This window comes from Gilliamella apicola, assembly GCF_003202915.1.
Classification (GTDB): Bacteria; Pseudomonadota; Gammaproteobacteria; order Enterobacterales; family Orbaceae; genus Gilliamella; species Gilliamella apicola_Q.
The window spans coordinates 361,956-387,444 of sequence record NZ_QGLP01000004.1 but is presented as its reverse complement, the minus strand read 5'-3'; the positions used below and the strand labels follow the sequence as shown (position 1 = coordinate 387,444).

Below are 25,489 nucleotides of genomic sequence, written 5' to 3'. Positions count from 1 at the left end.
CCTCTGTTTTACCGATTGAATTGCTCTTAGTATACTCTCAATCACCACTAAGGGCAAAATGTTAAAAAGCACTACCACAACGCAAATATTTGGCGTATCGTATATTAAAAACTTTAATTTTAGATTTACATATAAATTAGACAATATTATGCAACAATATAATCACGTTCGAAAAATGGCGATTTTAGTTGCCGCAACGTTTTTTATGGAAAACTTAGACGCGACGGTAATCACAACCGCCATTCCGGCAATGGCTAAATCTTTTCTTACAAACCCTCAAGATTTATCTGTCGGAATTAGTGCTTATATGTTAGCACTTACCATTGGTTTACCGGCAAGTGGCTGGATCGCCAATCGTTTCACCGCTTATCGGGTCTTCTCAATTTCAATCATATTATTTATGTTAGCGTCGATATTGTGTGCCTTATCGACCAACTTAACCATGTTTACTATCGCAAGATTGATTCAAGGTTTAGGTGGTTCATTGATGGTACCTGTGGGCAGAACGGTGGTTTTAAGTCGAACAGAAAAACAGCATCTGGTTAGTACAATTTCAATTCTAGTATGGCCGGGCTTAATTGCGCCATTAATGGGACCGCTTATTGGTGGATTCTGCGCACAATATCTCAGTTGGCATTGGATATTTATTCTCAATATTCCGTTAGGTTTTATTGCCCTATTTTTTGCTCATCGACTGTTACCCAAAGAGCTACCAGAAAAGCGTTCATTTGATAGTATCGGATTTATCGCCTGCGGTATAGGACTATTAATGTTCGTTTATGGGCTAGAAATGGTCTCACACTCTAATCACAGCCTATGGTTGGGTTTGGCTGCTTCATTTGCTGGAAGTCTCGTATTAACCTTTGCTTATTATCATCTCACCCATACTAAACATCCATTAGTAAGTCTATATGCGTTTTCTAAACGTACTTTTAGAATGACCTTCTTGGGCGGTTCATTAATACGAATTGGTTTAAATAGTGCACCATTTATCTTACCACTTATGTTTCAAGTCGGTTTTGGTTGGTCCCCTATAACAGCAGGTTCGCTACTACTTTCACTATTTGCCGGCAATATTCTACTCAAAACGATTAATACGTCATTAATTCACAAGTTTGGCTTTCGCAACATACTAATTGTCAATGGTCTATTGTTATCATTCAGTTTCGTCTTATGTGCACTCTTCACGCCAGACACATCAATCATCTGGATTATAGTAGTGTTATTTTTTGCCGGTGGAGCGCGTTCAATTCAATTTACCACTATTACCACCCTCAGTTTTGCAGAAATAGATAAAACTGAAATACAGAGCGCTAATATTTTATCAACCATTTTTCAACAACTAAATAATGTGTTAGGTATTGTATTAAGTGCCTTATTCTTATTTATTGCGTCCAGTTATCATGGCCATAAGCAATTAATGGTTGCAGACTTTCGCCTGGCATTATTTATGGTAGCTGGAATGACTTTATTGGCGATGATCGACTTTATCACCTTGCCGAAAAATGCAGGTAACAATCTAAAAGATAAGCAATAAAAAACCCCTGCCATTTGACAGAGGTTCTTAAGAATCAAACCTAAAAAATATTAGAACTTAGGTGCGCTAGGACGACCACGTTTTTTCGCAAAACCTTTATCATCAGATTCAGGCTGACTACTTTTACGTCCACGCTTAGCTTCATATGATTTACCTGCTACTAAGCTCATTTTCATTGGTTGATTAAGCACTCTGACACGCTCAAAATGCTTAAGGATATCTTTAGGCATACCTTTTGGTAATTCTACGGTTGAATAAGTCTCGTAAAGTTTGATGTTACCAATATAGCGACTACTAATATCAGCTTCATTGGCAATTGCACCGACAATATGCCGCACTTCAACGCCGTTTTCTTTACCAATTTCGATACGATACATATCCATCTCACCAACATCCCGACGTTCGCGACGTTTTGGTGATTCACGATTATCACCGCGTAAGCGACGCTCACCATTACGACCATCACGATCACGGTATTCTTTTGCCGGTTTAAAGACTGGATCAGGTGGAAGAATTAACGGACGATCACGCTGTGCTAAACGTAGCAACGCTGTGGCAATCGTTTCAAGATCTGTGCCACTCTCAGCCTGAATTTGTTCGAGTAATGTTTGATATTGTTCTAAATCGGCACTCTCAAGTTGTTGCTGAACTTGCTGAGTAAATTTAGCTAAACGACGTTTTTCAAGCAACTCTTTAGAAGGTAATGCCACTTCTGGAATTGGTTTCTTGATAGTTTGCTCAATATTTTTAAGCAAACGACGTTCACGGCTATCAACAAATAAAATCGCGCGCCCAGCTCGTCCTGCACGACCGGTTCGCCCAATACGGTGAACATAAGATTCTGAATCTAGCGTAATATCATAATTAATCACTAAACTGATACGTTCAACATCTAAACCGCGCGCTGCCACATCTGTTGCAATCAAAATATCTAAGCGACCATTACGTAAACGATCAAGTGTTTGCTCACGAAGCTGTTGCGTCATATCACCATTTAAGGCTGCGCAACTATAACCATGTTTTTCTAACACTTCAGCGACTTCTAAGGTAGCGGTTTTGGTGCGCACAAAAATAATTGCCGCATCAAAATCTTCTGCTTCAAGGAAACGTACAATCGCTTCATTCTTACGCATGCCGCGCACTAACCAATAACTCTGATCGATATCTGGTGCAGTTTGCTTAGTCCCTTTGATTTGCACTTCTTTTGGATTATGCATAAAACGTTTAGTAATTCGACGAATTGGCGCCGGCATCGTCGCTGAAAATAGCGCAGTTTGATGCTCTTCAGGAATTGTCGCCATAATGCTTTCAACATCATCAATAAAGCCCATTCGTAGCATCTCATCGGCTTCATCTAAAACTAACCCTTTGAGATTAGAAAGATCTAACGTTTTACGATTTAAATGATCTAATAAACGACCTGGCGTTCCTACCACGATTTGTGGACCTTGTTTTAATGCACGCAATTGCACATCATAACGTTGACCACCATAAAGCGCTAATACTTTTACCCCTTTCACATATTTAGAATACTCAGCACACGCATCAGCAACTTGAATAGCTAGTTCACGTGTTGGCGCTAATACTAATAATTGTGGTGCTTTTAGATTAGCATCAATATTCATTAAAAAAGGGATTGAAAAAGCGGCAGTTTTACCACTACCGGTTTGCGCCATACCCAGTACATCATTACCTTCTAAGAGTAAAGGAATACATTCGGCTTGGATTGGTGATGGTTTAGTAAAACCAAGATCATTTAATGCGTTAAGGATTTCCTCAGATAAACCAAGGTCAATAAAAGATATTTCTTTTGTCATGTAAACTCGCTTGTAAATTTGACTATATATGCTCAATATTTGGTTAGCCACCTTAGTTGATCGCTATTAAGCAAAATAATTCATGAGGATTACTGCAGGTTTCACAAATTATTACTGTACCAAAATAAAACAGCCTATATACATTTATGCCAGCTCACTAAATTGAAAATTTACAACTCACCCCAATAACTAACTGCCAATACTTGCTCAATTAGATTACTTTAATGCAATTAGTATTTAAAAAAATACAATTGATAAAAAGTATGTAAAGAATCGAGAATATATTACGGGCAAATCAGAACTACGCTATAACAATATTTTCACTTTTAAACTGGCATGACCCTCGTTACTTTTCGTCAAGTAACTTAATTTCGTAGAGTGCCTGTTGATGTTCAACAAAGTTATAAATATTATTAGCTAAAGCATATTTAAATAACATTTTGGCACGCTCATTATTACCTTTACTTTGGTAATATTTACCTAAATAAAAGTAAACTTCACAAAGGCGCTCAGCTAATTGCCGATCATTTTCAACACCTTGTTGAAGATTTTGCATTAACTTGGATTCATTCATCTTACCCAAATAAAATGCAATAATATCACTGCCATAACTCGATTTATCGTTAAGTAAATCATAACGTTTTTTTAGCTGAGTTAAGGCAGGTTTTGTATCTAATTCTTTTTCGATTAAATAGAGCCATAAAATACGAATCGGCTCATTAACATCATATTGATAGAATTTTTCTGCATCAAGTTGTGCTGCTTGATAATGTCCTGTACGATACAAGGTTATTGCACGATTAAAATAGGCATATGCATAATTAGGATCTAGCTCTAATGTAGTATTAAACGCCATTATCGCATTATCAAAATCGCCATCTCTTAACGCATAATTACCAAGAAAATTATAAATATCTGGAATTTCTGGATTAAAACTTAAAAGATGGTTGAAATCACTCTGGGCAAATGCTTTAAAACCTAACGAATCGTATACCATTCCTCGTTCGAAAATAAGCTGCATCTTAGATGCAACATCAAGATCACGTCTTGATAACTGCTGGCTAATCTGTGCTATTTTTAATTCATCATCATACGAAACTTGTAAAGGAACGACAGGTAATGGTTGAGGGAGATGAGAGCAACCTGACAAAATAAGGGCTGCAAGCATACAGCTCAACATGTTCAGGTTGAATAATCTCATTTGTATCTCCTAGCGAATAACAGTTTATTCAGCTACTGGCTCAACATCAGCAGTTTGCTCAGCAGCATCTTTCATACTTAGACGAATACGACCTTGGCGATCAATTTCAAGCACTTTAACGTTCACTTCTTGTCCTACTTTTAAGTAGTCTGCAACTTTCTCTACTCGATGATCAGCGATTTGTGAAACATGCACTAGCCCCTCTTTACCACCGATAATTGAAACAAATGCACCAAAATCAACAATACGAGTAACTTTGCCTGAATAGATTTTTCCAATTTCAACATCAGCCACTAAATTGTTAATCCGCGCAATTGCATCTTTTGCTTTATTACCGTCGGTCGCTGCGATCTTAACTACACCATCATCAGTGATCTCAATGGTAGTACCCGTCTCTTCGGTTAATGCACGAATGGTTGCACCGCCTTTACCGATAATATCGCGGATCTTATCTGGATTAACATTCATTGTATAGATCCGTGGAGCAAATTCGGAAATCTCTTGACGAGGTTTATTGATTGCTTGTTCCATCACACCTAAAATGTGTAAACGAGCACCTTTAGCTTGATTTAAGGCAACTTGCATAATTTCTTTAGTGATACCTTCAATCTTGATATCCATTTGCAATGCACTTACACCTTCACGGGTACCGGCTACTTTAAAGTCCATATCACCGAGATGGTCTTCGTCACCTAAAATATCAGACAATACCACAAAGTTATCGCCTTCTTTAACTAGCCCCATGGCTATCCCCGCAACCGAAGATTTAATTGGAACACCAGCATCCATTAATGCTAATGACGCACCACAAACTGAAGCCATTGAAGAAGAACCATTAGATTCGGTTATTTCGGAAACTACACGCACTGTGTATGGAAACTCTTCTTTGCTTGGCATTACCGCAGCAACACCACGTTTAGCTAAACGACCATGACCAATTTCACGACGTTTGGGTGAACCAACCATACCTGTTTCACCCACTGAGTATGGAGGGAAGTTATAATGTAAAAGAAAACGTTCGGTATATTCACCAGTTAACTCATCAATGATCTGCGCATCACGTTCAGTACCTAAAGTTGCGGTAACTAATGCTTGTGTTTCACCGCGCGTAAATAAAGCACTACCATGGGTTCTTGGTAAAACATTAGTACGAATATCCAGTGCACGAATCATATCTTTCTCGCGACCATCGATACGTGGCTCACCAGCGATAACACGTTGACGAACGATTTGGCTTTCTAAATCAACAATCATGTTGATAACTTCATTTTCGTCAAGTTCTTCATCTTTTTCTTTAAGTGCTGCTAAGACTTCTTCTTTAATTAAATCGATTTGCGCATAACGAGCTTGTTTTTCAGTAATACGATAGGCTTCACCTAAACGATCTTTAGCTAATGCAGAAACCGCATTAAATAGCTCTTCATTTTTAGCTGGTGCAACCCAATCCCATTTTTCACAGTTCGCTTTAGCCACAAACTCATTGATATTATCAATTACAACTTGTTGTTGATCGTGACCAAAAACCACGGCGGCTAACATTTGGTCTTCAGTTAACAAATCAGCTTCTGATTCAACCATTAATACCGCACTTTTTGTACCGGCAACAACTAAATCTAAACGGCTTGATGCTAACTCTTTAACTGATGGATTTAACACAAATTCATTGTTAATAAAAGCAACTCGTGCAGCACCAATTGGCCCATGGAAAGGCACGCCAGATAAACAAAGTGCTGCTGAAGCACCAATCATCGCGACCAAATCAGGGCTAACATCAGGGTTAACTGACACTACTGTTGCAATGATTTGAATCTCATTAACAAAACCTTCTGGGAATAATGGACGAAGTGGGCGGTCAATTAAACGAGCAATTAATGTTTCGCCTTCGCTAGGACGACCTTCACGTTTAAAAAAGCCACCTGGGATACGACCAGCCGCATAAGTACGTTCTTGATAATTAACTGTTAACGGGAAGAAGTCTTGCCCTTCTTTCACTTTTTTATCGGCAACTACTGTAACAAAAACTGCGGTATCGTCCATATTAACCATCACCGCAGCCGTTGCTTGGCGCGCCATAATACCGGTTTCTAAAGTAACTGTATGGCGACCATATTGAAATTTTTGATATATCGGATTAAACAAAATAAAGTCCTCTTGTTATAAATCATGTTGAAGTTTGATATTTCGACAGGATGCAGCATAACGCTGGAACATATTGATACACACTTCAACCATGTGGGGGATACTAAACAAAAGATTATTTCACTGTCACGACTAATGACAAATCTATAAATTATAGAACTCTCATTAGTCGCGCGAAACATGAGATATAATCTTCTATTCAATTAATTTCTTTTTTACAGAGCATTTAATTATGCTTTTTGAGCTCAGCATTATATCAAAGCCCTGAATTTATACAACGAAAAAGAGGCCTAAGCCTCTTTTCAAGTAGATAAATAATTAGCGACGTAAACCTAGTCTTTGAATCAATTGGTTATAACGATCAAAGTCTGTACGGCGTAAATAATCTAATAATTTACGACGGCTAGATACCATACGTAATAAACCACGACGACTGTGGTGATCTTTTTTATGCTCAGAAAAATGACCTTGTAAATCATTAATACGTGCAGTTAAAAGAGCAACTTGAACTTCAGTTGAACCAGTGTCGTTAGCACCACGGCCATATTCAGCAACGATTTTCGCTTTTGCTTCTACAGTTAGAGACATAATAAACCTCTTAGAATAAATAAAAAAATGGAATGACCGATCTCTAATTCAGACATCCCTCGGTATTCATATACTAAATATACGAATAGTGCGCAATTATACTGATATTTATTAAAATAGCAATTTCATTTAGTAATTCTAAACACTTATTTAAGCTTAAAACCATACTCTTCTTGGATAAGTTTTTTTAATGCTTCAATATAATTCTGCGCAGATACACTTAATTGTGCTTTTTGCGAGGTTATCCAACCAATTAAAATCTTCTCATTTACCGCTAAAGGAATCGACAAAATATCCGAACCATTCAAATCAGTGCTTAGTACGCCGGTACTAATTGTATAACCATTTAAACCATGCAACAAATTAAACAACGTTGCTCTATCACTCACATGAATACTTTTCTTATGGTAGACAGTACTTAAAATCTCTTCGGAAAAATAAAAAGAGTTATATTCACCCTGCTCAAAAGAGAGATAAGGAAAATCCTCTAAATCCTCGAGCGTTAACGACTTCATCGCAGCTAGAGGATGATGAGTACTGATAAACACATGCGGATCGGCTTCAAATAAAGGATTAAACGTGAGTCGATGCTCTTTAAGCAAGCGTAAAATCACCTTTTGATTAAAATCGGTGAGATACAAAATGCCCACTTCACTACGCAAATTGGCCACATCAGTTATAATGTCGTAAGTTCGTGTTTCGCGAAGGGTAAACTCATATTCATCAGTGTGGTTCTTCTTGATTAAGTTAACAAAGGCGTTAACCGCAAACGCATAGTGTTGCGTTGAAATACTACATAACTGTTTAGATGGCTCTTTTTTGGAAAAATGTTGCTCCAACAATTGAGCTTGATCTAGAACCTGCTTAGCATAACCCAAAAATTCCACACCATCAGCCGAAAGTGAAACGCCTTTCGATGTTCGAACAAAAATCTCTATTCCAAATTCGGTTTCAAGATCCTTAACCGCCGTTGAAAGGCTAGGTTGGGTAATATAAAGATTCTTTGCGGCTTCATTAATCGAACCTGAACGGGCAATTTCTAAAATATAACGTAGTTGTTGAAGCTTCATAATAATTTAAGTGATTAAAATCATGTTAATGCAGAATATAAGTCACTATAAACATTGTATCGAGGATTGTACAGAAAAAGGCAAATACGATTTCTTGGTGAAAGTTATCGATTGCTAAATTGACCACTTTCTAACATCGATTAATGGCGTTTTTTTGTAAAAATAATTGAAGCATCTATACCATCTAACGAAAGTATTATAGATGAAATAAAAATTACAACAGTTATACTGATAACCGAAACAAAATTTACCGATGACCTTTTAATGAATATATTGACATAAATAGCAAACCTTGCATTTGTTTGCTGTGTCTGATTTTCACTCTATTGTTTTTTTGATATTAGTTAATTTCTCCTTTAAAAAATGGCTCAAATAGTCGAGCTCTTTTATTGATTAGAAAAAAGGATTTACGTTAAAAATTAGGTCATCAAAAACCATGGAACTTCAATCGTTAGGATCATAATTTGTTAATAATATTTTTTTTAAGCTCTGGATAAATTTTGTATCAATCTCGCTTGAGTAATAACCTTGTTGCCAATTTAAAAGATAATTGACTTGTTTTTGATTTAATTTTAGATAGACACCATCTGAACACTTTATCGCCCGGCAATTATTAACCGATTTTTCTGATGTATACTGTTTATCCATTTTTGGTGATACTGACGTTGCGTGGTTTTCATTATGGCAACATTGCGCAAACCATCGGCTATAATCTTTAACATCATAAGCATAATTATAACGACTACCAAATTCTGTCAACTCAGCATTCGGTAGTCGTACATTTAATTTATTTAATGGAAAAGCACACGTCACCACCCAACGATAATTATATTTTTTTAATTGCATTGCGTTAACTTTAAAATTATAACCGAGAAGTTCAGTTAAAATATAAACGCCTTCATTATAGGCGCGTAAAAATACACCATCGTTGAATAATAATATACCTTTAAATTTTGATTGCGCGACCAATTTTTCACTAAAATTCATTTATATATCTTGTTATTAATCATATGTACTATTGTAAGCATACCGCTCGTAAATTGGCTTCTTTTGCCCACACTGCTATTTGCCCTATCCAAGCATCAATAGCGAACCTATCGGATAAATGGTTATTGGTTCCATAAGGACCAAGAAACTTATCTCTGGAATAAAACCAATAATAATCTTTAAACCAATTCGATTCTGGATAATTTTCCTTGATTGTCATGCCCCACTCACTTAAAAGTCCACTACCAATATCACGAGTGAAAGCATCCCAAACATAAGGCATTGCGGTCCATGATAACGGGGCATTAGGTGAATTTGACATTTCCGCACGAGATGGTATTTTCGATTCGCCGCCACACAGATTCGTGATTTGCTGATAAGTGTACAATCCGTCTCCTTGTGGATTAGCCCAAATACCGGTTAAATTAAAGGAATACAGTTTTTCTGCAATTTGATTATCATGTTTAAAGGTTGCTTTGATCGTTACCGGCCCTGTCGGTTTATTAACTAATGTGACATAACCTTGATTATCAATAGTTACGCTATTATTGGGATTTTGAGTTAAATCGTAATTAAAATCGTTCTGATTACCTGTCATTATTAATTGAAATTTGGCACCAGAAAATCCTGTGGTTGGGAAATGCGGCACAGCAGAAGCTTTGAATCCGTAAATTGGATCAAAAACCTGAGCATTATAACCACCACCACAGGAAGGATCTCTTTTTCTGCCATTATTATTGTTCCATCCTGCAATTGAACCTGAACCACTATCAGCTTCCATTAAATTACAATCTATGGCGCCATTATCAATTTTTTGTTTAACACTGCCCCAAACTAATTTAGGAGACACCTCCATTTGATAAGGTTTGGCATAACAAATTTCTGGTCTAGCCATAATTTTATATCTTTGGGTAATATCAGCATATTCACTTTCATTAGGAGTACCATATTCGGAATAGGTCTTCACTTTAGTGGAAATAGTTAAATAGAGTGGCATCGAGAAACCACTATTACAACCAATAATTCGCGCACGGTCGTTACCGTCAATTATTACACCATTATTATCAACCCAACTATAAGTCGTTGGTTCTACAGAAAATGGGGTGCGATAGTTGATGCCATCTTCATCGCTATCATCATAATTAGAAGTCATATCTAAATCATTTATAGTATAGTTTTTAATGATAAAATCATTAATTTTCAAATTACCATCAAATTGGTTGATTTGGATATCGTTTAGATTATTGGTGTTGGCACTATAAAAAACACCATTTATAGTAAAACCCTGTTTTTTCGCAGCGGCTTCTATATTGACAACCTTCGGCTTATTAGCATAAATAACATTTACCGTATGGGTTATTAACGCCTGACTTTTTGGACTAATACTTAAAGAACATAAACTTAATAAAATCAGTATGATTGAATTCATTTGTATTGTACTAACCGAAAACAATAAAGCATTTTTTAATCTTTTCATAAATCTTATTTTTTAATTGTTTTAATTTTATACCATAGCGCATTTTTTAATCAACAGATCCGACGTCCGCCACTCGCCGTTTGCAACGTCTCACTGCGGACTATAGCCTTGCATTCACTTCTTTGACTTCCTAGCAACTTTACTTAAGTCGCTAACACTGGCTAGTTAGATTAAAATAGTGACAATCAGGTTATTTATTAACATCACGACTTAAATTCGAATCAACAAACTCATTTTGTTACAACCGTGATCCAATACTCGATATTTTTTTACATAATAGGTCCACACATTAATCAGATTTTTTGTGCACTTAAATTCAGCATGTGTTCATATTTCCTCCATTGTTATCTACCTAAAACTATCTATGTCACTCCAACAAATTGTTGTTGGAATATGTCCGATAACAGCTGTTGCTATTTGCAAAGTAATTACCTCTATAAAGTGCTGCATGGCTAAAAAAACTTGCAACGCTATAATTTCGCTACCCGCATTAAGCAACTTATGCCTTTTTTGACCATTATGGTAAGTTAAATCAGAACCGACTAATTTAGTGATAGGCGCTAAAGGTGATAAAACATCATTAGCCACATTGATGTTAAGAGAATGATCCGCGATTATTTTTTTAGTAGCGGATCTGAAGAAAATTAATGCATTGACATGATTTATAATAATAAAATTATAAAAATAAATGAAAATTAACTGAATAAGTCGAGCTAAACAACATGTTATTGTTTTTATTCGTTGGCTAATTTTAGTGGAATTAACGATCGTTGTTAGTTTTAAGAGATGATTTGTCTTGTTACAAAACGATAATATTATTCGGAAATTTAATTGACAAAATTTACTAGCAAATAAAACTAATAGTTTATTAAGGCTAGATAAGTCTAAACTATGGCTGGCTGGCTGGCTGGCTGGCTGGCTGGCTGGCTGGCTGGCTGGCTGGCTGGCTGGCTGGCTGGCTGGCTGGCTGGCTGGCTGGCTGGCTGGCTGGCTGGCTGGCTGGCTGGCTGGCTGGCTGGCTGGCTGGCTGGCTGGCCATTAAACAACTGTATTTTAACATTTTTTTAGCTTTTTGTCTTGTATCTTTTTGTTTTATATTAAAGAATTTGAAAACGAATTGCCGTTTGATTATAGAGAAATTAGTTAATTCTGGCAAACGTTGCATAAAAAAAGTTGTTAAGATATGTAAACTTTCAAGTAAAAGTAATAGCGGTTTATTGGTGAAAAATCATACTACCAATAAGGATAAAAGATCATATTTTTGATAGTAATCTAGATAAAAATCAAAGAATCTGGATATGTTAAACCATCCAAAATGGAATGCTACCTCGTTTAAAAGAATAGAAATTTTCAATTTACAATTAATGGGATTATATTTTTAAAATCACCATTGGTAGTTTTGCAAGAGAGTTTAGCATTAAAAAATATCGTTTCTCAATTCCTTGAGAAACGACATACTGCCTACACGGCATTTAACGGTATCGGTTGATTGACGTAAATTTTTCGCTCTTTCTAAACTACCTACACGGCATTTAACAGCAAAAACTTCGAACAATTAATCGGAACACTTTTCTAAACTACCTACACGGCATTTAACTAGAACTTTTTTGTTTTTTTTCTTTATTGTAAAAGAATTTTTACTAACTTTTATGATTTTGACCCTTTTTTTGGACTGGTTTTAATATTATTAATAATCAATAAGTTAAAAAGCGTCTTAAAAAAAGGGTCAATCAATTTAAAAATCAGGAACAGTAGCAGTTTTGCTGAGTCCGTAACTATTAAATGTACCTTGCACAGGTGTTGCATATTTTTGTTGTTTCAGCCACATAATAAAATGTTGCCCTGTGCTTTTGCTAGCAAAATGAAGGTGTGGATAGTTCAAATGAACGCTACCCCATTTTTCAACCATTTTGCTTTTTACCTCGGCTGACCATTTACCTTGTGCGGTTAAACGTTTTTCGGCTCGTCTTAAAGCACTTTGTCCTTTAGGATTAACACGAATTAACCGTAAATAACCTTTAACACTTGTCGGTACAGATGCTATTGGCAGGGCTAAGGTGTAATCATTAATTACAGTTTGCTGTAGTAAGGCAGTTCTAAATTGTTGTAACTGCGCTTCATCGCCAAATAACCGGATAATTCCGCCTAATGTTCGCTGTACATTATAACAAGGAAAGCTAACCGCAATATTGCCTTGATGGTTAACTAATACCTGATGCAGTGATTGCATAACTTGATTAATCACTTCAGTTTCAGTTATCTCCAGTTGTGGAATTGCCCGTAGTTCAAAATAGTGAGTAAGCATAATATTACTCCTTACCACTAGCACCAAATACACCACCACGAATCAAAACAGCGATAACATAATGTTGTTGTTCAAGCGTTGGTTTTTCACCTTTGAGTACCCAATTATCAAATAAGGTATAAAAATCCTGTTTTTGTTTAGGTTGTCTAAAAGCATGTCCCATAGTGGTAACTGCACCATAAGGTTCAATGGCAATCGGAAACTCGGCGTTTTCAGCATACCAAGTGTCAATGGTTCGAATGGCATTGCTGATTTTTTGCGAGTGCATTGCTGCCTGACCATTTTTTTCATACAGGACTTTACTTTTTTCTTTACCAGTATCCAAAATCAATTCTTGTGATGGATAGACCTCTTGCCCCAATCCCATTTTTAATTTGGCTTGAATATCGAAAATAACAAACTCTTTGCCTAATAAGCCTGCCTCAATCAGAGCAGCGAGGTCATTTACCGATTTGTCATCATAATCAAATGAATTTAATTGATATTGCTTAACATCACTCACTTCAATCGTTGCTATTTTGTCATCTTTTTTACGAGTAATGCTAATACTGATTTGTTCGGCAACCATACGATTACGCCATAACCAACGGCCATTTAATATATTGATAGCATAACGTTTAGCTAGTGCTTGCAACCCTTCAGCCTTAATATAGCTTTGAGTCGTTTTGGTTAACTCTTCTTGGTAATCAATATCATTACAGACTGATGGCGAACCTAAGAAAGGTAGTACTTTACAGCTCCATTTAACCACTAAGGTATCTTTATCGGCATCAAGCGCTGCCACATCAACTGTTTGTAAATTAGCTTTTTGAATTTCCGCATCTAATTTAGCTGGATCATTTGCTAAAGCATTTTTAAGCCGATTCGAAATGGTACCGCGAACAGATTTTTCAGATAATAAAACTGGTGTTAATTTTTGGTCATCATGGCTATTTTGCTGGGCAAAAATGGCATCAGAAATATCAAAACTACGTTCAAAGGCTAATACTGATGCGGTGGTGATTTTATCTTTACTCATAATTCATTCCTTTTTTCAATGCTAAACTTGTTTAATTAATCTTGATTAATAATATAAATATCTGCGTCATTCGATTGCAGTTCGCTGCATTTATAACGCCAAAATGCTTGTGATAAATTTTCTTGTAACCTTAGTGGAAATACCCACTTACCTAATCCATAAATACATTCGACAAATTGCGTTGGATGCTCATTACTACGGGCATGTTCAACCATTCCTGCGTCAAACAGTGGTGAAATAGCTTGATAACCAAGGGGTATCGGTACTAACCAACCTCGTCCCTGCTTGACCGATGTGGTTTGCCAATGCTCTTTTTCTTGCGGATGATGATGCAACATGGCAGTTTCAACTAACGCGTCAAGTGCAGTAGCATTCGGATCTTTTTGTTGTAGCTCGGCGGTGATTTCCTGTAACTCTTGCTGTGCTTCTACTAAAACAAATGCTGGTAATAAAAGTTTTGATAAGGATTCATCTGACTCATCTGAAGAAAGTAATGAGACATTTTCAATTGATATAACCTGACCACCGGCAATACGTTGCTGATAAAGTTTTTGCTTCATCTGCTTAATAAATGATTGTTGTTGCTCAGTATTGTATAAGGTTTCCATATCGTCTATTTTCACCTCTACTAGCAATGAGACATCAAGATGAACTCGACCTTCTTCAATAATTGAACGAGTATCACCATTTTTAGCTAACGGATTGCGGGTAAGTCGAAATGTATAATCCGCATAATTATTAGGTCGATAAACTTGTACATCACAATCATGACAAGCGATTAATACACCATCCAGATAGATAGGATGATCCGACTCAATTTTTCGATTTAAAGCATGAATCGCCCCTAAAAATCCCGAGATAGCCGGAAAACCATAAGTTAATGGACTGGAGATGGCATTGGCATTATGAATTTTGACATGATCAAAAAAGAGATAGAATGTTAAATCTGCCATTAGAAGATCCCCTCCTTCCTACGTTGACTGGCTTTTACTGCTTCGCGAAATTCGCGACGCCACTCTTGAGATTCAGCATCAGAGAATTGTTTTTTAGTATTGTCGAATTTTTCTATTAAGGCATTTTTAATCCAAAAAGCAAAATCCTTTTCTAATTCAACAACCCAATTACCTTGCTCATACTGATGTTTAAAGTTTTCTTCATCTTCAAGTTCGGCCCGATTAGGATCAAGCCAAAGTTTTTGTGACATCAGCAACGAATAATCACGACTCCAACCTGCCGGCATGGAAGTTTGTATATTCCGAGCAAATTTAAGCAATAAAGTTAAAATAACCGCAAAGGCATCTTTTCGATTATCCCGCTCTTCAACTACATTTTTGGGTGCAGCGACCATATCGAACAGTAAGCGAAAACCAAATCGGCAGAAATACTGTAAGGAATTGTCAAATACACTTTCTTTTTTTTGACCAATTGACGGAAATTGAGAGCGCTCGAATTTAGGTGGCATTGAAGGTAATAAAAAATTACGACCGCCTTGATTACTGGTTAATTGACTTACCCCTTGTGGATTACTCCCCCCAAGTTTAACCACCGCAAGCTCATGAAAAGTAAAATAGGGCTGATGTTCGGCTTCTTTCAAGCGCCGTTGTTCACGAGCTTTTTTATTTTCTTCGGAAAAACGGGTTTGTACTTTTTGATAGACTACATTACACAAAGATGTGGGATGCAGAGGAACAAGCAAACGATAATTATCTTCTTGTTGTGACAAATAACTCTCTTCACTATTCGGCCAATAAAGTTGCTTATTAAGTTCGTCAGCTTTCGGTTTTTCAAAATCATTAAAAATAACTTTCTTAAAATTGGCTAAATAGATTGCTGCTTTCTGTTCATCATCAGATAGCGCTTTTAGTACAGCTGGATGATCGTCAATAATTAATTCTAATAATGTTTTATCTCCATTAATACATTGATTCAATAGAGAAAATATGTCTAGACCGGCAGCATTTCCTGAACTATCAGCTACTAAATGTGTTGGTGTTGATGAAGATACATATTGCTGTTCATTTGGTTTGACAATTGTAAAATTGTTAACATTATCACCTAAACTTGAAGAATGAATGGCTTTAGAAGAGTGGTGACAAATGGATATCCAAAACAATCTACGCGTTGCAGCATCTTCCATCCAATTTTCAAAATCAAATCTTTTACTCAGTTCTGACATCTTCTGTTGAGATTCATTAACAGCATTTTGATCGCCTGCCTGTTTGGCTTTTTCTAATTTGGTCAGTTCACTTTTATAACTGCTGTTATTAGCAAGCCGTTGCTGAAGAAAGTCGACAATCACCTTTCTTATATCTTGCCAAGAAATATTATTCATTGGCCCTCCTTATATATTCCAAATACTAAACAAAAAGGCTTATACAATTAAGTATAAGCCTTTTATTTTTATGCTACTTTATAAATTAAATATAACTTTAATATATTAAGTGCTTCATTATTATATAGCCATTGATTATTAGTGTTTAAATGTCTATATTTTGATTGATTGAGCGCTAAGTTTTTAATCAATAATTCAACTTCTTTTCTAGTTGAGATATTAAGTATTTTCATAATATCTTTTACTGAATAATAATTAGAATTTGATGCTAAACTTAGAATAACTTCATCATTTGCAGCTTGTTTATCAATTACAAATTTTTGTAATTTATTTAATACAAATTGGTCAATTGTAATTTGACATTGTAAAGTCAAGGTTTTATTCTTATACATACTTTTATTTTCTCCGTCTATGGGTTAATAAAATTCAAACCTCAGTTGTTCCCAGCATCTGAGGTTTTTTTGTTAAAAAAACTCAATAATTATGGTTGTTAATAATTTATTAACAGATAAATTACTAACTTTAATTACTATATATACCAAATAATTAAATGTCAATAATATTAACCGTAATATGGTCTTTATTATAGTAAATATAAAAAAACCGCCTATGCGGCGGCTAATAGTTTAACGATTATACTCAACCGTAATATTTTCTAAACTACCTATACGGCAGTGCAAATAAGTATAGAGTAATTACTCTAACATTACTAGCACACATAACTCAGCTGATTATTTTCTATAAAAATAGTTGAGGAAATACCTTTTTTAAATATAAAATTTTTCTAAAAAATAATAAATAACCTCTCCTTTTAACCTCTATCTTTATAAAAACCAAAATAGGGATGAAAACACCAGCGTGTTTCGCTATTCAGATTAATAGTACAAAATTCATTAGCTAGCCGATAATGATTTTTATCTGGAAAATATTCTGCTATTTGAGTAATCGCTTGCTCAACGGTATTGGTAAGCCATGGCTGTATCAGTGGATTGCTAAATTGCCAATTATCATATTTAAAATTGTAATTTTGTGTATCCTCACATTGTTCGTTTGGTTTTTGCCAAGCAATTTCGGCATAACTAAATCGGTATTCACCATTGTCATCAAGTTGGCAAATATACTCATCTTGTGGTTGCTCTTGCAACCTGAAAGGCGAAATTAATTGTAGATGAACACAATGATGATGTGCCAAATCAGTTTGCCAATAACTGGTAACATAATTACTTTTGCGCGCATTGATTGGAAACAAATTTGCCATAACCTTATGTTCTAATTCTGCTAGTGTTAAGCCTGCTTGCGAATCAGTTATAATACGAGGAATTGCATTAATATTAGCTAATTGTTCTGACGTTATCAGTTGTTCAGTCTTATGGGTTTTTAATAAAAATAATGGTTTTTGCTCAAAACCCGGTTTAGTAAAGCAAGCGCTATTAGCACCTAAATTGTTGCCTTGTTTCATCGCTTCTAAATTACTGCCTAGAATCGCCACATTGGCACTTTTGGCTATTTTTTCCGGTCTATGCCGCCAAACTCGTCCTACTAACTGAATAATTGACCGCATTGAAGATGGCTCAACAATTGCCCAATCATAATCATGGTCACGCCCAACTTCAGTAACCGGTGTGCCGATGACGATAAAAATATGATGTTGTTTATCACTGTCTTTTATTGCTGCACGTATTTCAGGTTGTTCAAATAATTTATTAGCATCACCACGGTTTAAAATTCTATCCAGTTTCTCTTCTAATTGACTGCGCAATAGTAGCAGTTGTCTGGCATGATAAACCACCAGATGAAATTGAACATTTGCCGGTAACTCAGTTTGCTGGTAGATTTGCTTAGTGAGCGACATCACATCATCAATGTGCGCAAAGCGCATTAAACCGACACTAATTTTTTTGTTGGTTTGCGGATCTTGTTGATGGTGCTGTAAATGAAAATGATAAGCTTGATCTAATAACTGTTGCGCCAAAAGAGCATAGCCTAGATCTGAATTTCCTTTTTTATTGAATGGATAATTTAATAATTCTAAAATTTGTCCTCGACGACGAATTGTCCCTTGTTGCAACTTATCTATTCTTTTTTTGATAAACTTCGTATGATGATGTTTAAAATTAACAGTATCAGCTATTTGTTCGACTGACTGCTGATATTCATCAAACCATCCACAAATAATCCCCTGATTAGACCTTCCTGTATTCTGATTCCAAATTTTTCGACCGGCTTGATAAGCATCAAATAAACCAGCAATAAGGTCTGGCGTTAAGGTGGCTGATGAGAGTAACACTTTACTGCCATAAAGCCCGGCTAAATGAACTAACCTTGCCAAAGCAGGTAAATCTCGCTGATCAAAATCATCCGGTTCATCTAAGATTAAATCAGCGGTAAGCAACCTTAAGGTAGGGGCAATATATTTGCCACCTCTGAGACATTCGCTAGCTTGCATTAAGTGATCAACGGTACATGTCACAATCGGTGCATAGATTAATTGACGAGCCTTACTGTTTTCGATAATGGTACCGAGTTCACAGTCAGCAATACCACTCTCTGCCACATCAATATATTCATCGACTAATGATTCTGTCGATTCACAACCAAGCGTTTCGGGATTTATCTCATTTTCATTTTTAGTAATTTGCGGCTGATTTTCTAACTCAAATAGGGTCTTTGTTGCTCGACCCCCAACCAAAATAGCCAAATGTTCATCAGTTAAATGCAATCTTTCTCGTAACGCTTTACCAGTTTGTAAGGTTAATACTCGTAATCCTAAAGCAATCGTAAATCGTACCCCTCGCTGTGGATTTGATAATGCATACATAATTCGCCCATTAGCTAAGGTTTTACCACAGCCAGTCGATGCCATATTGACGCCAAAAAAGCCATTATCATCACTTAATTGTTGATAACTTTTAGCTAGATCAAAAGCATGGTTTTGCCATTGAAAGCGTTTAATGATAGTGCGTTGCGTAAATGGCTTATGCTGATTAATTGCTGGTAATTCAGTGTTGATTTTAGGAAGCAAGCGAGCAAAACGAGCGGCAAAATTAGCAACACCTAATAGATGATCATCTAATCGTTGATTGGCGTGCTGGCTTTTATTTGTATTGGCGATAAGAATATCTTTAATTTTTTCTGCTTCTTCATCATTGATTGATATGCTGGAATAGTTATGGTCAGCAACCATAAGGCTTAATCGTGATAGATGTAATAATAATGAATCAACATTAGTTAGTTGCATTAAAGGAGTGTGATGAATTGCCTTGTTTGCATAGCGACTTAATTTTTTAAGCCAAGATTGGCTTAAGGTTATATCACTTTTAAGTTGCCAAAAATCGGCGCTGTCTTCAATATTACTATTTCTAACCCAGTTTTCAACAGCAGTAAAAGTGCTAAAAAAACTTTTTAGTTTTAGACCAGATAGAAACATATCTCTCAGTAGCTTCTTATCTTTATCACCTCCTAATGAAGTTTTTAAAAACGGCATACGATGGTGTGACACAATTAACCAGCCAATCCATTGGGCTAATAATGGTAATTGAGAGAAGTCATTATTCTCTGTGCTAGTAAGATCATGATACCAATCTGGTTTAAGTTGTTGATAATCGGCAAAATTAGCTAAACGGGTTAAAACCTCTTGATTAGTATTACAATCACGAATCATCAATAAGAATAACTGTAATGAAATCCATTCATGACGATACGGATCACCTGCCGATCGACTTTTACGTAATTTATCTTGAAAACCGACTGTCGCCTTACCCAAATCATGCAATAGCGCAGCAATGGTTGCGATAAGTTGGATAGATGTGGCATATTGCCAACTATTTTCACTATCATTGCGTAATATATTGCGCTTAGTACGATTAGTTGGCACTCGGCCTTGTTGATTAAATTGACTTTTATCGCCAACAATCCAGAGTAGATCGGTTAGATTTTTTCCATGCGTCCAGTAACAAGCAACTGAAGTATTTTTTCGCGCTGTTTTACGTAATAATTTATACAGTGTCTGTAAACCATCGGCAGTCATCGGCGTTTGCCAAGTTCGTTCACCACAACGTTCAGCAAACTGATCGATAATACGACGTGTTTGAGTCAATGCATTTTTCTTGCATTGGCTAACCAGTAAAATATTCATGTTCTATCTGCTATCTGCTTCAATGTATCAATAATCATATCCAGTGCACCTAACTGAGCAAATTGAGAAATACATGCTTGTCGGAACTCTTTTTCACTATCACCTTGTTTAGCTGATATAAAAGCTTGTGGTAACACAATGCCATCTTTAATAATATCAGCAGCATCAAATACCAGCCCTCCCCGCCTAGTTTTACCATGTAATATAGCCAAACCATGTGGTAAACCTAATACCCAACAAGCTGTTGCACCTAATCCATAAGCTAAATAATTACCATGATCTAAAAATTGGTTAGCAGGATCATAATGCTTGCCGCGTGAACCTTGCTCCCGTTTAAAATTATCATCTTGTAAAGTAAGTTGATTTGCCATGCCATAAAGACGTTTACTAATACGTCCTTCTGCGGCTAACAATGCTTGACTTGTTGTAGCATCATTGAACTGTTTTTCAGCATCGTTTAACAACGTAATGAGTTGCTTATCGTCAATTTGCCAATCAAATTTCGACCAACATTGCTGAATGATTTTGAGTCGCTGTTGTTGAAGGTTTTTCGCAGCTTGTAGGCGGAGATTATCGTCAAACCAGAATTGACACCAACTTTGCAGATATTCGGTTGCACGATATTCACTTTGCGGTGAAAAGAATTGGCAGGCAAATTCCGATTCTGTCGAGGAAAATAGAGGCGTTCCCCCTCCCCCACAAAAGCCAATCATAACTCCTGCTCGAGAAAGTTCACGCACCGCAGCTTGAGTTAATGAAGTACCTGTACCAAGTAAAATACAGCTAGTATTAGCTATAGGAATATTCCAATATAATGACTGCTGCCCTTGATCGGTCACATATTCAACTCGACCACCATTGACTAAAACTCGACAATGCTCCAAATAATAGATATTTGCACGCTTGGAATGTAAAATGGTTTTAAGATCAGACGAATGAATCAAATCCATGATATTTAGAAAATAAATTCAATTTATAATGGTGATAAAATAACATTGTTTTGTGCAAAAAACGATCTTTTTCAAAATAACTATAATTATCCAAAAGAAGGGACAAATGATATTGCTGCCTACACGGCGTTAAACGACGAGGTTTCACAATGAAGAAATTTTGGAAATTTCTAAACCACCTACACGGCGTTAAGCGAAATAAGAACAGGTGAGCCGCTTAAGCCTATTTTCTAAACCACCTACACGGCGTTAAGCCACTCCGCGTTGACGTTCAAAAATTCCGATATTTTCTAAACCACCTACACGGCGTTAAGCCGACGCCGTATTACTGGTATTTTCTGGAGAATTTTCTAAACCACCTACACGGCGTTAAGCGGGGCAATCTTTTTTTATTCGCATTTGCAACATTTCTAAACCACCTACACGGCGTTAAGCTAATTATCCTCTTTGACTTCTATATTTTTGGTTTTCTAAACCACCTACACGGCGTTAAGCGAAAAACATTAGTGCAAAAACTAAACGAACTGTTTCTAAACCACCTACACGGCGTTAAGCTAGAAACCAATATAATATAATCATTGTTCAAATAAAGGTAAATGACAATTTTGCTATAAAAAACCCTTTTTTTGATCCCCCATTCAACCTATTGATTTTTATATAATTTAATTTTAGCCGCAAAAAAGGGTTAATATTTATTTAAAATCTAGACTTTGTGAAGAGCAAAAACACGGTTTCTCAAAAAATTTTGAGAAACCGTGTTTTTCGTTAATTAAGACTTTTTTATTCTTTTAGAAGAAGTTTTCGTAAATGAGTTTGATGCTCATAATGGTTGAGACGGTAATTAACATTGGTCTTATTAATTTTCGGCCTTTTGCGATAACCATTTTGGCGCCTAATCTTGCACCGATAAATTGCCCCACTAGCATGACAAGACCGATTGACCATACAACTTCACCACCAGCAATAAAGAAGATTAAGCCTGCTAAATTAGAGGTAAAATTGAGTACCTTGGTGTGAGCAGTGGCTTTGGTGAGATTAAATCCGGCTAAGGTAATGTAGGCAACTGCATAGAATGATCCTGCCCCAGGGCCGAAAAATCCATCATAGAATCCGATAACCAATGCCGGTAGTATGGCAAATTGAAGTATGGTTAAGCGGCTTTTGCGGTCGTTTTCACCTATGGTTGGTGATAGTAGGAAGTAGAGTCCGACGCTAATAGTTAAAATTGGTAAGAGTAATTTTAAGAAGTCAGCTTGGATGTGCATGACTGATAATGTGCCGAATGCTGAACCAATAAAAGCACAGGCTATTGCCCATTTTTGCTGTTTTAAGTCAACCATGCGCTGACGAATAAAATAGAGGCTGGCTGAGAACGATCCACCACAGCTTTGTAATTTGTTGGTAGCTAAGGCGCTAGCTGGGGGTAAACCAACAGCTAGCAGTGCTGGTACTGTTAATAGTCCACCGCCACCAGCAATTGAATCAATAAAGCCTGCTAACGTCGCAATTAAAAAAAGTAAAACCAGTAATTCGTAACTCATGATTATTTTACATCACTACATTGGGCCCGATAGCGAAGATAATGATCCATTAATACGATCGCGACCATTGCTTCTGCAATAGGCACAGCACGAATACCGACACAAGGATCGTGTCGGCCGTGAGTTGATACTTCGACGCTTTCGCCATTAATATCTATTGATTTGCCGGCAATTTCAATACTTGGAGTTGGTTTTAATGCTATGCTGCTAATGATAGTTTGTCCCGAGCTAATTCCCCCCAAAATACCACCAGCATGATTTGATAAAAATCCTTGCGGGGTTATTTCGTCACGATTTTCACTACCACGTTTATTAACCGCAGCAAAACCATCACCAATTTCAACCCCTTTTACTGCATTAATGCTCATTAATGCATGGGCAAGATCAGCATCTAATTTATCAAAGACGGGCTCTCCTAAACCTACCGGAACATTTTCTGCCACAATGCAGACTTTAGCACCAATTGAATCACCCTCTTTTTTTAGTTGTCTTAGCAGTTCATCCAGCGCTGCTAATTTACCCTCATCTGGGCAGAAGAAGGGATTTTGCTCGACTTGTTGCCAATCTTTTAATTGGCACTCGATATCTCCCATTTGCGCTAAATAACCACGAATGGTGATGCCGAGTTTTTCATAAAGATATTTTTTAGCAATAGCGCCTGCGGCTACACGCATAGCGGTTTCTCGAGCCGATGATCGACCACCCCCTCGATAATCGCGAATACCGTATTTTTTTTGATAGGTGTAGTCAGCGTGACTAGGTCTAAAGATATCTTTTATTTTGCTGTAATCTTGTGAACGTTGGTCGGTATTTTCAATCAACAATCCAATACTGGTGCCGGTTGTAATACCTTCAAATACCCCTGATAAGATTTTTACTTGGTCCGCTTCTCGACGTTGCGTAGTGTAACGAGAAGAACCAGGACGGCGGCGATCAAGATCATGTTGCATATCGGATTCAGTTAAACTCATTCCTGGTGGCACACCATCGACAATGCATCCTAATGCCGTGCCATGTGATTCACCGAAGGTAGTGACTTTAAATAATTTACCTATTGAATTTCCTGCCATAGTTGTTTATTCCGATTTTTATTTTTATATTTAATTTATTCAAAACAGTGTTGATAAGCTATTAAGTCATTATAAGTTAGTGAAAATACACCAAGCCCACCATGCTCAAAGTTTATCCAATTAAAAGGGACTTCTGGATATTGTTCTTGTAAAGATACCCAGCTGTTGCCGACTTCACAAACTAATACACCGTCTGGTGTTAGATAGTTACTTGCATCATATAAAATTCTTTTTACTAAATCTAAGCCATCAAATCCAGCTTCAAGTGCTAATTTTGGTTCATATAAAAATTCGTCAGGAAGATCATTCATGTCTTCATCATCGACATAAGGCGGATTGGTGACGATTAGATCGTATTTGTTATCCGGTAATCCATCAAACAGATCCGATAAAATTGGTGTGACTTGATATTGCATATCATGCATTTCAATATTGGTTTGCGCAACATCGAGGGCTTCTAATGATATATCAGTAATATCAACATGTGCCTCAGGATAAGCATAGGCGCACGCAATACCAATACAACCACTACCAGTACAGAGATCTAAAATGTTATTTGGTGGATTAGCGATTAAATCTTTAAATTGATTGTTAATCAGTTCGCCTATTGGTGAGCGTGGAATTAATACCCGTTCATCAACATAAAAGCAATGCCCACAAAACCATGCTTGATTGGTTAAGTATGGGGTTGGTATGCGATCAGTAATTCGTTTGTTGATGATCTCGTTTAATTGTTGTTTTTCATCGTTTGTCAAATTTGCGGCATAAAACTCAGGAGGAATAAATAGTGATAAGCCTAGGGTAGCTAAGATGAGTTGCTTAGCCTCATCAATAGGATTATCTGTGCCATGCCCTAAAAAGATATCTGATTGACTAAGTTGCGACGTGGTCCAGCGTATATAATCTTGAACAGTGCGTAAGTTTTCCATATTAACTCCGAAAGATCGAGGAGAAGAAGAGGTTACTCGTCACGTCAGATCATTAACTTTATGGAACTATGCCGTCGGTAATGATGAGAACCTTTAAGTTCTTTACTGCAATGACTAAATGAATGTTAATGGCGGTGAGGAAGGGATTCGAACCCTTGATACGTTGCCGTATACACACTTTCCAGGCGTGCTCCTTCAACCACTCGGACACCTCACCTTAATTTCGCACCCGCTTTTTGGAAGCAGGGTGCATACTATAATTATCTCTAATTAATTAATCAAGTCTTAATTCATATAAACAATAGCACCAAACACGCCAATTACTGTTAAAACTAGCGCAGTTATAGCTAAAGCATATTTTAAGTTAGTACACATAATATTTGCTCCTTACTT

21 protein-coding genes, 1 tRNA gene and 1 CRISPR repeat array are annotated in these 25,489 nt (G+C 36.6%); of the genes, 1 reads left to right on the top strand and 21 read right to left on the bottom strand.

The annotated features are described in order from the left end of the window. Positions 1–58: 58 nt before the first annotated feature. Positions 59–1,537 carry an MFS transporter gene (locus DKK79_RS03295; protein ID WP_110422830.1) on the top strand — a complete coding sequence of 493 codons (1,479 nt, stop codon included), beginning with the start codon at positions 59–61 and terminating at the stop codon, positions 1,535–1,537. 50 nt (positions 1,538–1,587) lie between these two features. Here the strand turns inward: DKK79_RS03295 and DKK79_RS03290 are convergent, their stop codons facing one another. The 21 genes from DKK79_RS03290 to cydH form a co-directional block, all read right to left on the bottom strand. After that, a complete protein-coding gene (locus tag DKK79_RS03290) occupies positions 1,588–3,354 on the bottom strand; it encodes a DEAD/DEAH family ATP-dependent RNA helicase (RefSeq protein WP_110422829.1) in 1,767 nt (588 codons plus the stop codon). Positions 3,355–3,700: 346 nt separating this feature from the next. Beyond that, entirely contained in the window at positions 3,701–4,555 is an 855-nt protein-coding gene (gene nlpI, locus DKK79_RS03285) for a lipoprotein NlpI (protein ID WP_110422828.1), read from the bottom strand. A 24-nt stretch (positions 4,556–4,579) separates the two neighbouring features. Next, positions 4,580–6,694 (bottom strand): polyribonucleotide nucleotidyltransferase, encoded by a 2,115-nt coding sequence (gene pnp, locus DKK79_RS03280; RefSeq protein ID WP_110422827.1) that lies wholly within the window; start codon positions 6,692–6,694, stop codon positions 4,580–4,582. 318 nt (positions 6,695–7,012) lie between these two features. Continuing rightward, a complete protein-coding gene (gene rpsO / locus DKK79_RS03275) occupies positions 7,013–7,282 on the bottom strand; it encodes a 30S ribosomal protein S15 (RefSeq protein ID WP_110422826.1) in 270 nt (89 codons plus the stop codon). 146 nt (positions 7,283–7,428) lie between these two features. Beyond that, on the bottom strand, positions 7,429–8,352 hold the full coding sequence (locus DKK79_RS03270) for a LysR family transcriptional regulator (protein ID WP_110422825.1): 924 nt from the start codon (positions 8,350–8,352) through the stop codon (positions 7,429–7,431). Between the two features lie 444 nt (positions 8,353–8,796). Beyond that, positions 8,797–9,339 (bottom strand): hypothetical protein, encoded by a 543-nt coding sequence (locus DKK79_RS03265; RefSeq protein ID WP_110422824.1) that lies wholly within the window; start codon positions 9,337–9,339, stop codon positions 8,797–8,799. Positions 9,340–9,367: 28 nt separating this feature from the next. Continuing rightward, complete coding sequence (locus tag DKK79_RS03260; RefSeq protein WP_110422823.1) at positions 9,368–10,816, bottom strand: hypothetical protein; 1,449 nt, start codon at positions 10,814–10,816, stop codon at positions 9,368–9,370. Positions 10,817–11,164: 348 nt separating this feature from the next. Continuing rightward, entirely contained in the window at positions 11,165–11,404 is a 240-nt protein-coding gene (locus DKK79_RS03255) for a hypothetical protein (RefSeq protein ID WP_110422822.1), read from the bottom strand. 301 nt (positions 11,405–11,705) lie between these two features. Then, complete coding sequence (locus DKK79_RS14430) at positions 11,706–11,981, bottom strand: hypothetical protein (protein ID WP_181415215.1); 276 nt, start codon at positions 11,979–11,981, stop codon at positions 11,706–11,708. A gap of 570 nt (positions 11,982–12,551) precedes the next feature. Further along, a complete protein-coding gene (cas6f, locus tag DKK79_RS03250) occupies positions 12,552–13,121 on the bottom strand; it encodes a type I-F CRISPR-associated endoribonuclease Cas6/Csy4 (RefSeq protein ID WP_110422821.1) in 570 nt (189 codons plus the stop codon). A 4-nt stretch (positions 13,122–13,125) separates the two neighbouring features. Further along, positions 13,126–14,139 (bottom strand): type I-F CRISPR-associated protein Csy3, encoded by a 1,014-nt coding sequence (csy3, locus tag DKK79_RS03245; protein WP_110422820.1) that lies wholly within the window; start codon positions 14,137–14,139, stop codon positions 13,126–13,128. A 35-nt stretch (positions 14,140–14,174) separates the two neighbouring features. Next, positions 14,175–15,092 carry a type I-F CRISPR-associated protein Csy2 gene (csy2, locus tag DKK79_RS03240; protein ID WP_110422819.1) on the bottom strand — a complete coding sequence of 306 codons (918 nt, stop codon included), beginning with the start codon at positions 15,090–15,092 and terminating at the stop codon, positions 14,175–14,177. Continuing rightward, positions 15,092–16,471 (bottom strand): type I-F CRISPR-associated protein Csy1, encoded by a 1,380-nt coding sequence (gene csy1 / locus DKK79_RS03235; protein ID WP_110422818.1) that lies wholly within the window; start codon positions 16,469–16,471, stop codon positions 15,092–15,094. The genes csy2 and csy1 overlap by 1 nt, the downstream gene beginning before the upstream one ends. Before the next feature lie 68 nt (positions 16,472–16,539). Next, complete coding sequence (locus tag DKK79_RS03230) at positions 16,540–16,863, bottom strand: hypothetical protein (RefSeq protein WP_110422817.1); 324 nt, start codon at positions 16,861–16,863, stop codon at positions 16,540–16,542. A gap of 419 nt (positions 16,864–17,282) precedes the next feature. Next, entirely contained in the window at positions 17,283–20,606 is a 3,324-nt protein-coding gene (cas3f, locus tag DKK79_RS03225; RefSeq protein WP_110422816.1) for a type I-F CRISPR-associated helicase Cas3f, read from the bottom strand. After that, complete coding sequence (cas1f, locus tag DKK79_RS03220) at positions 20,603–21,556, bottom strand: type I-F CRISPR-associated endonuclease Cas1f (protein ID WP_110422815.1); 954 nt, start codon at positions 21,554–21,556, stop codon at positions 20,603–20,605. Before cas1f ends, cas3f begins: the two co-directional genes overlap by 4 nt. A 167-nt stretch (positions 21,557–21,723) precedes the next feature. Further along, a CRISPR array of direct repeats spans positions 21,724–22,111; the repeat unit is 28 nt; unit sequence TTTCTAAACCACCTACACGGCGTTAAGC. Positions 22,112–22,344: 233 nt separating this feature from the next. Then, positions 22,345–23,097 carry a TSUP family transporter gene (locus tag DKK79_RS03215; protein WP_110422814.1) on the bottom strand — a complete coding sequence of 251 codons (753 nt, stop codon included), beginning with the start codon at positions 23,095–23,097 and terminating at the stop codon, positions 22,345–22,347. A 2-nt stretch (positions 23,098–23,099) separates the two neighbouring features. After that, positions 23,100–24,167 (bottom strand): chorismate synthase, encoded by a 1,068-nt coding sequence (gene aroC, locus DKK79_RS03210; RefSeq protein ID WP_110422813.1) that lies wholly within the window; start codon positions 24,165–24,167, stop codon positions 23,100–23,102. A 35-nt stretch (positions 24,168–24,202) separates the two neighbouring features. Beyond that, complete coding sequence (gene prmB / locus DKK79_RS03205) at positions 24,203–25,096, bottom strand: 50S ribosomal protein L3 N(5)-glutamine methyltransferase (protein WP_110422812.1); 894 nt, start codon at positions 25,094–25,096, stop codon at positions 24,203–24,205. A gap of 129 nt (positions 25,097–25,225) precedes the next feature. After that, positions 25,226–25,313 (bottom strand) — tRNA-Ser (locus DKK79_RS03200). Between the two features lie 68 nt (positions 25,314–25,381). Further along, positions 25,382–25,471, bottom strand: a complete 90-nt coding sequence (gene cydH / locus DKK79_RS03195) for a cytochrome bd-I oxidase subunit CydH (RefSeq protein ID WP_110422811.1) — start codon at positions 25,469–25,471, stop codon at positions 25,382–25,384. Positions 25,472–25,489 lie beyond the last annotated feature (18 nt).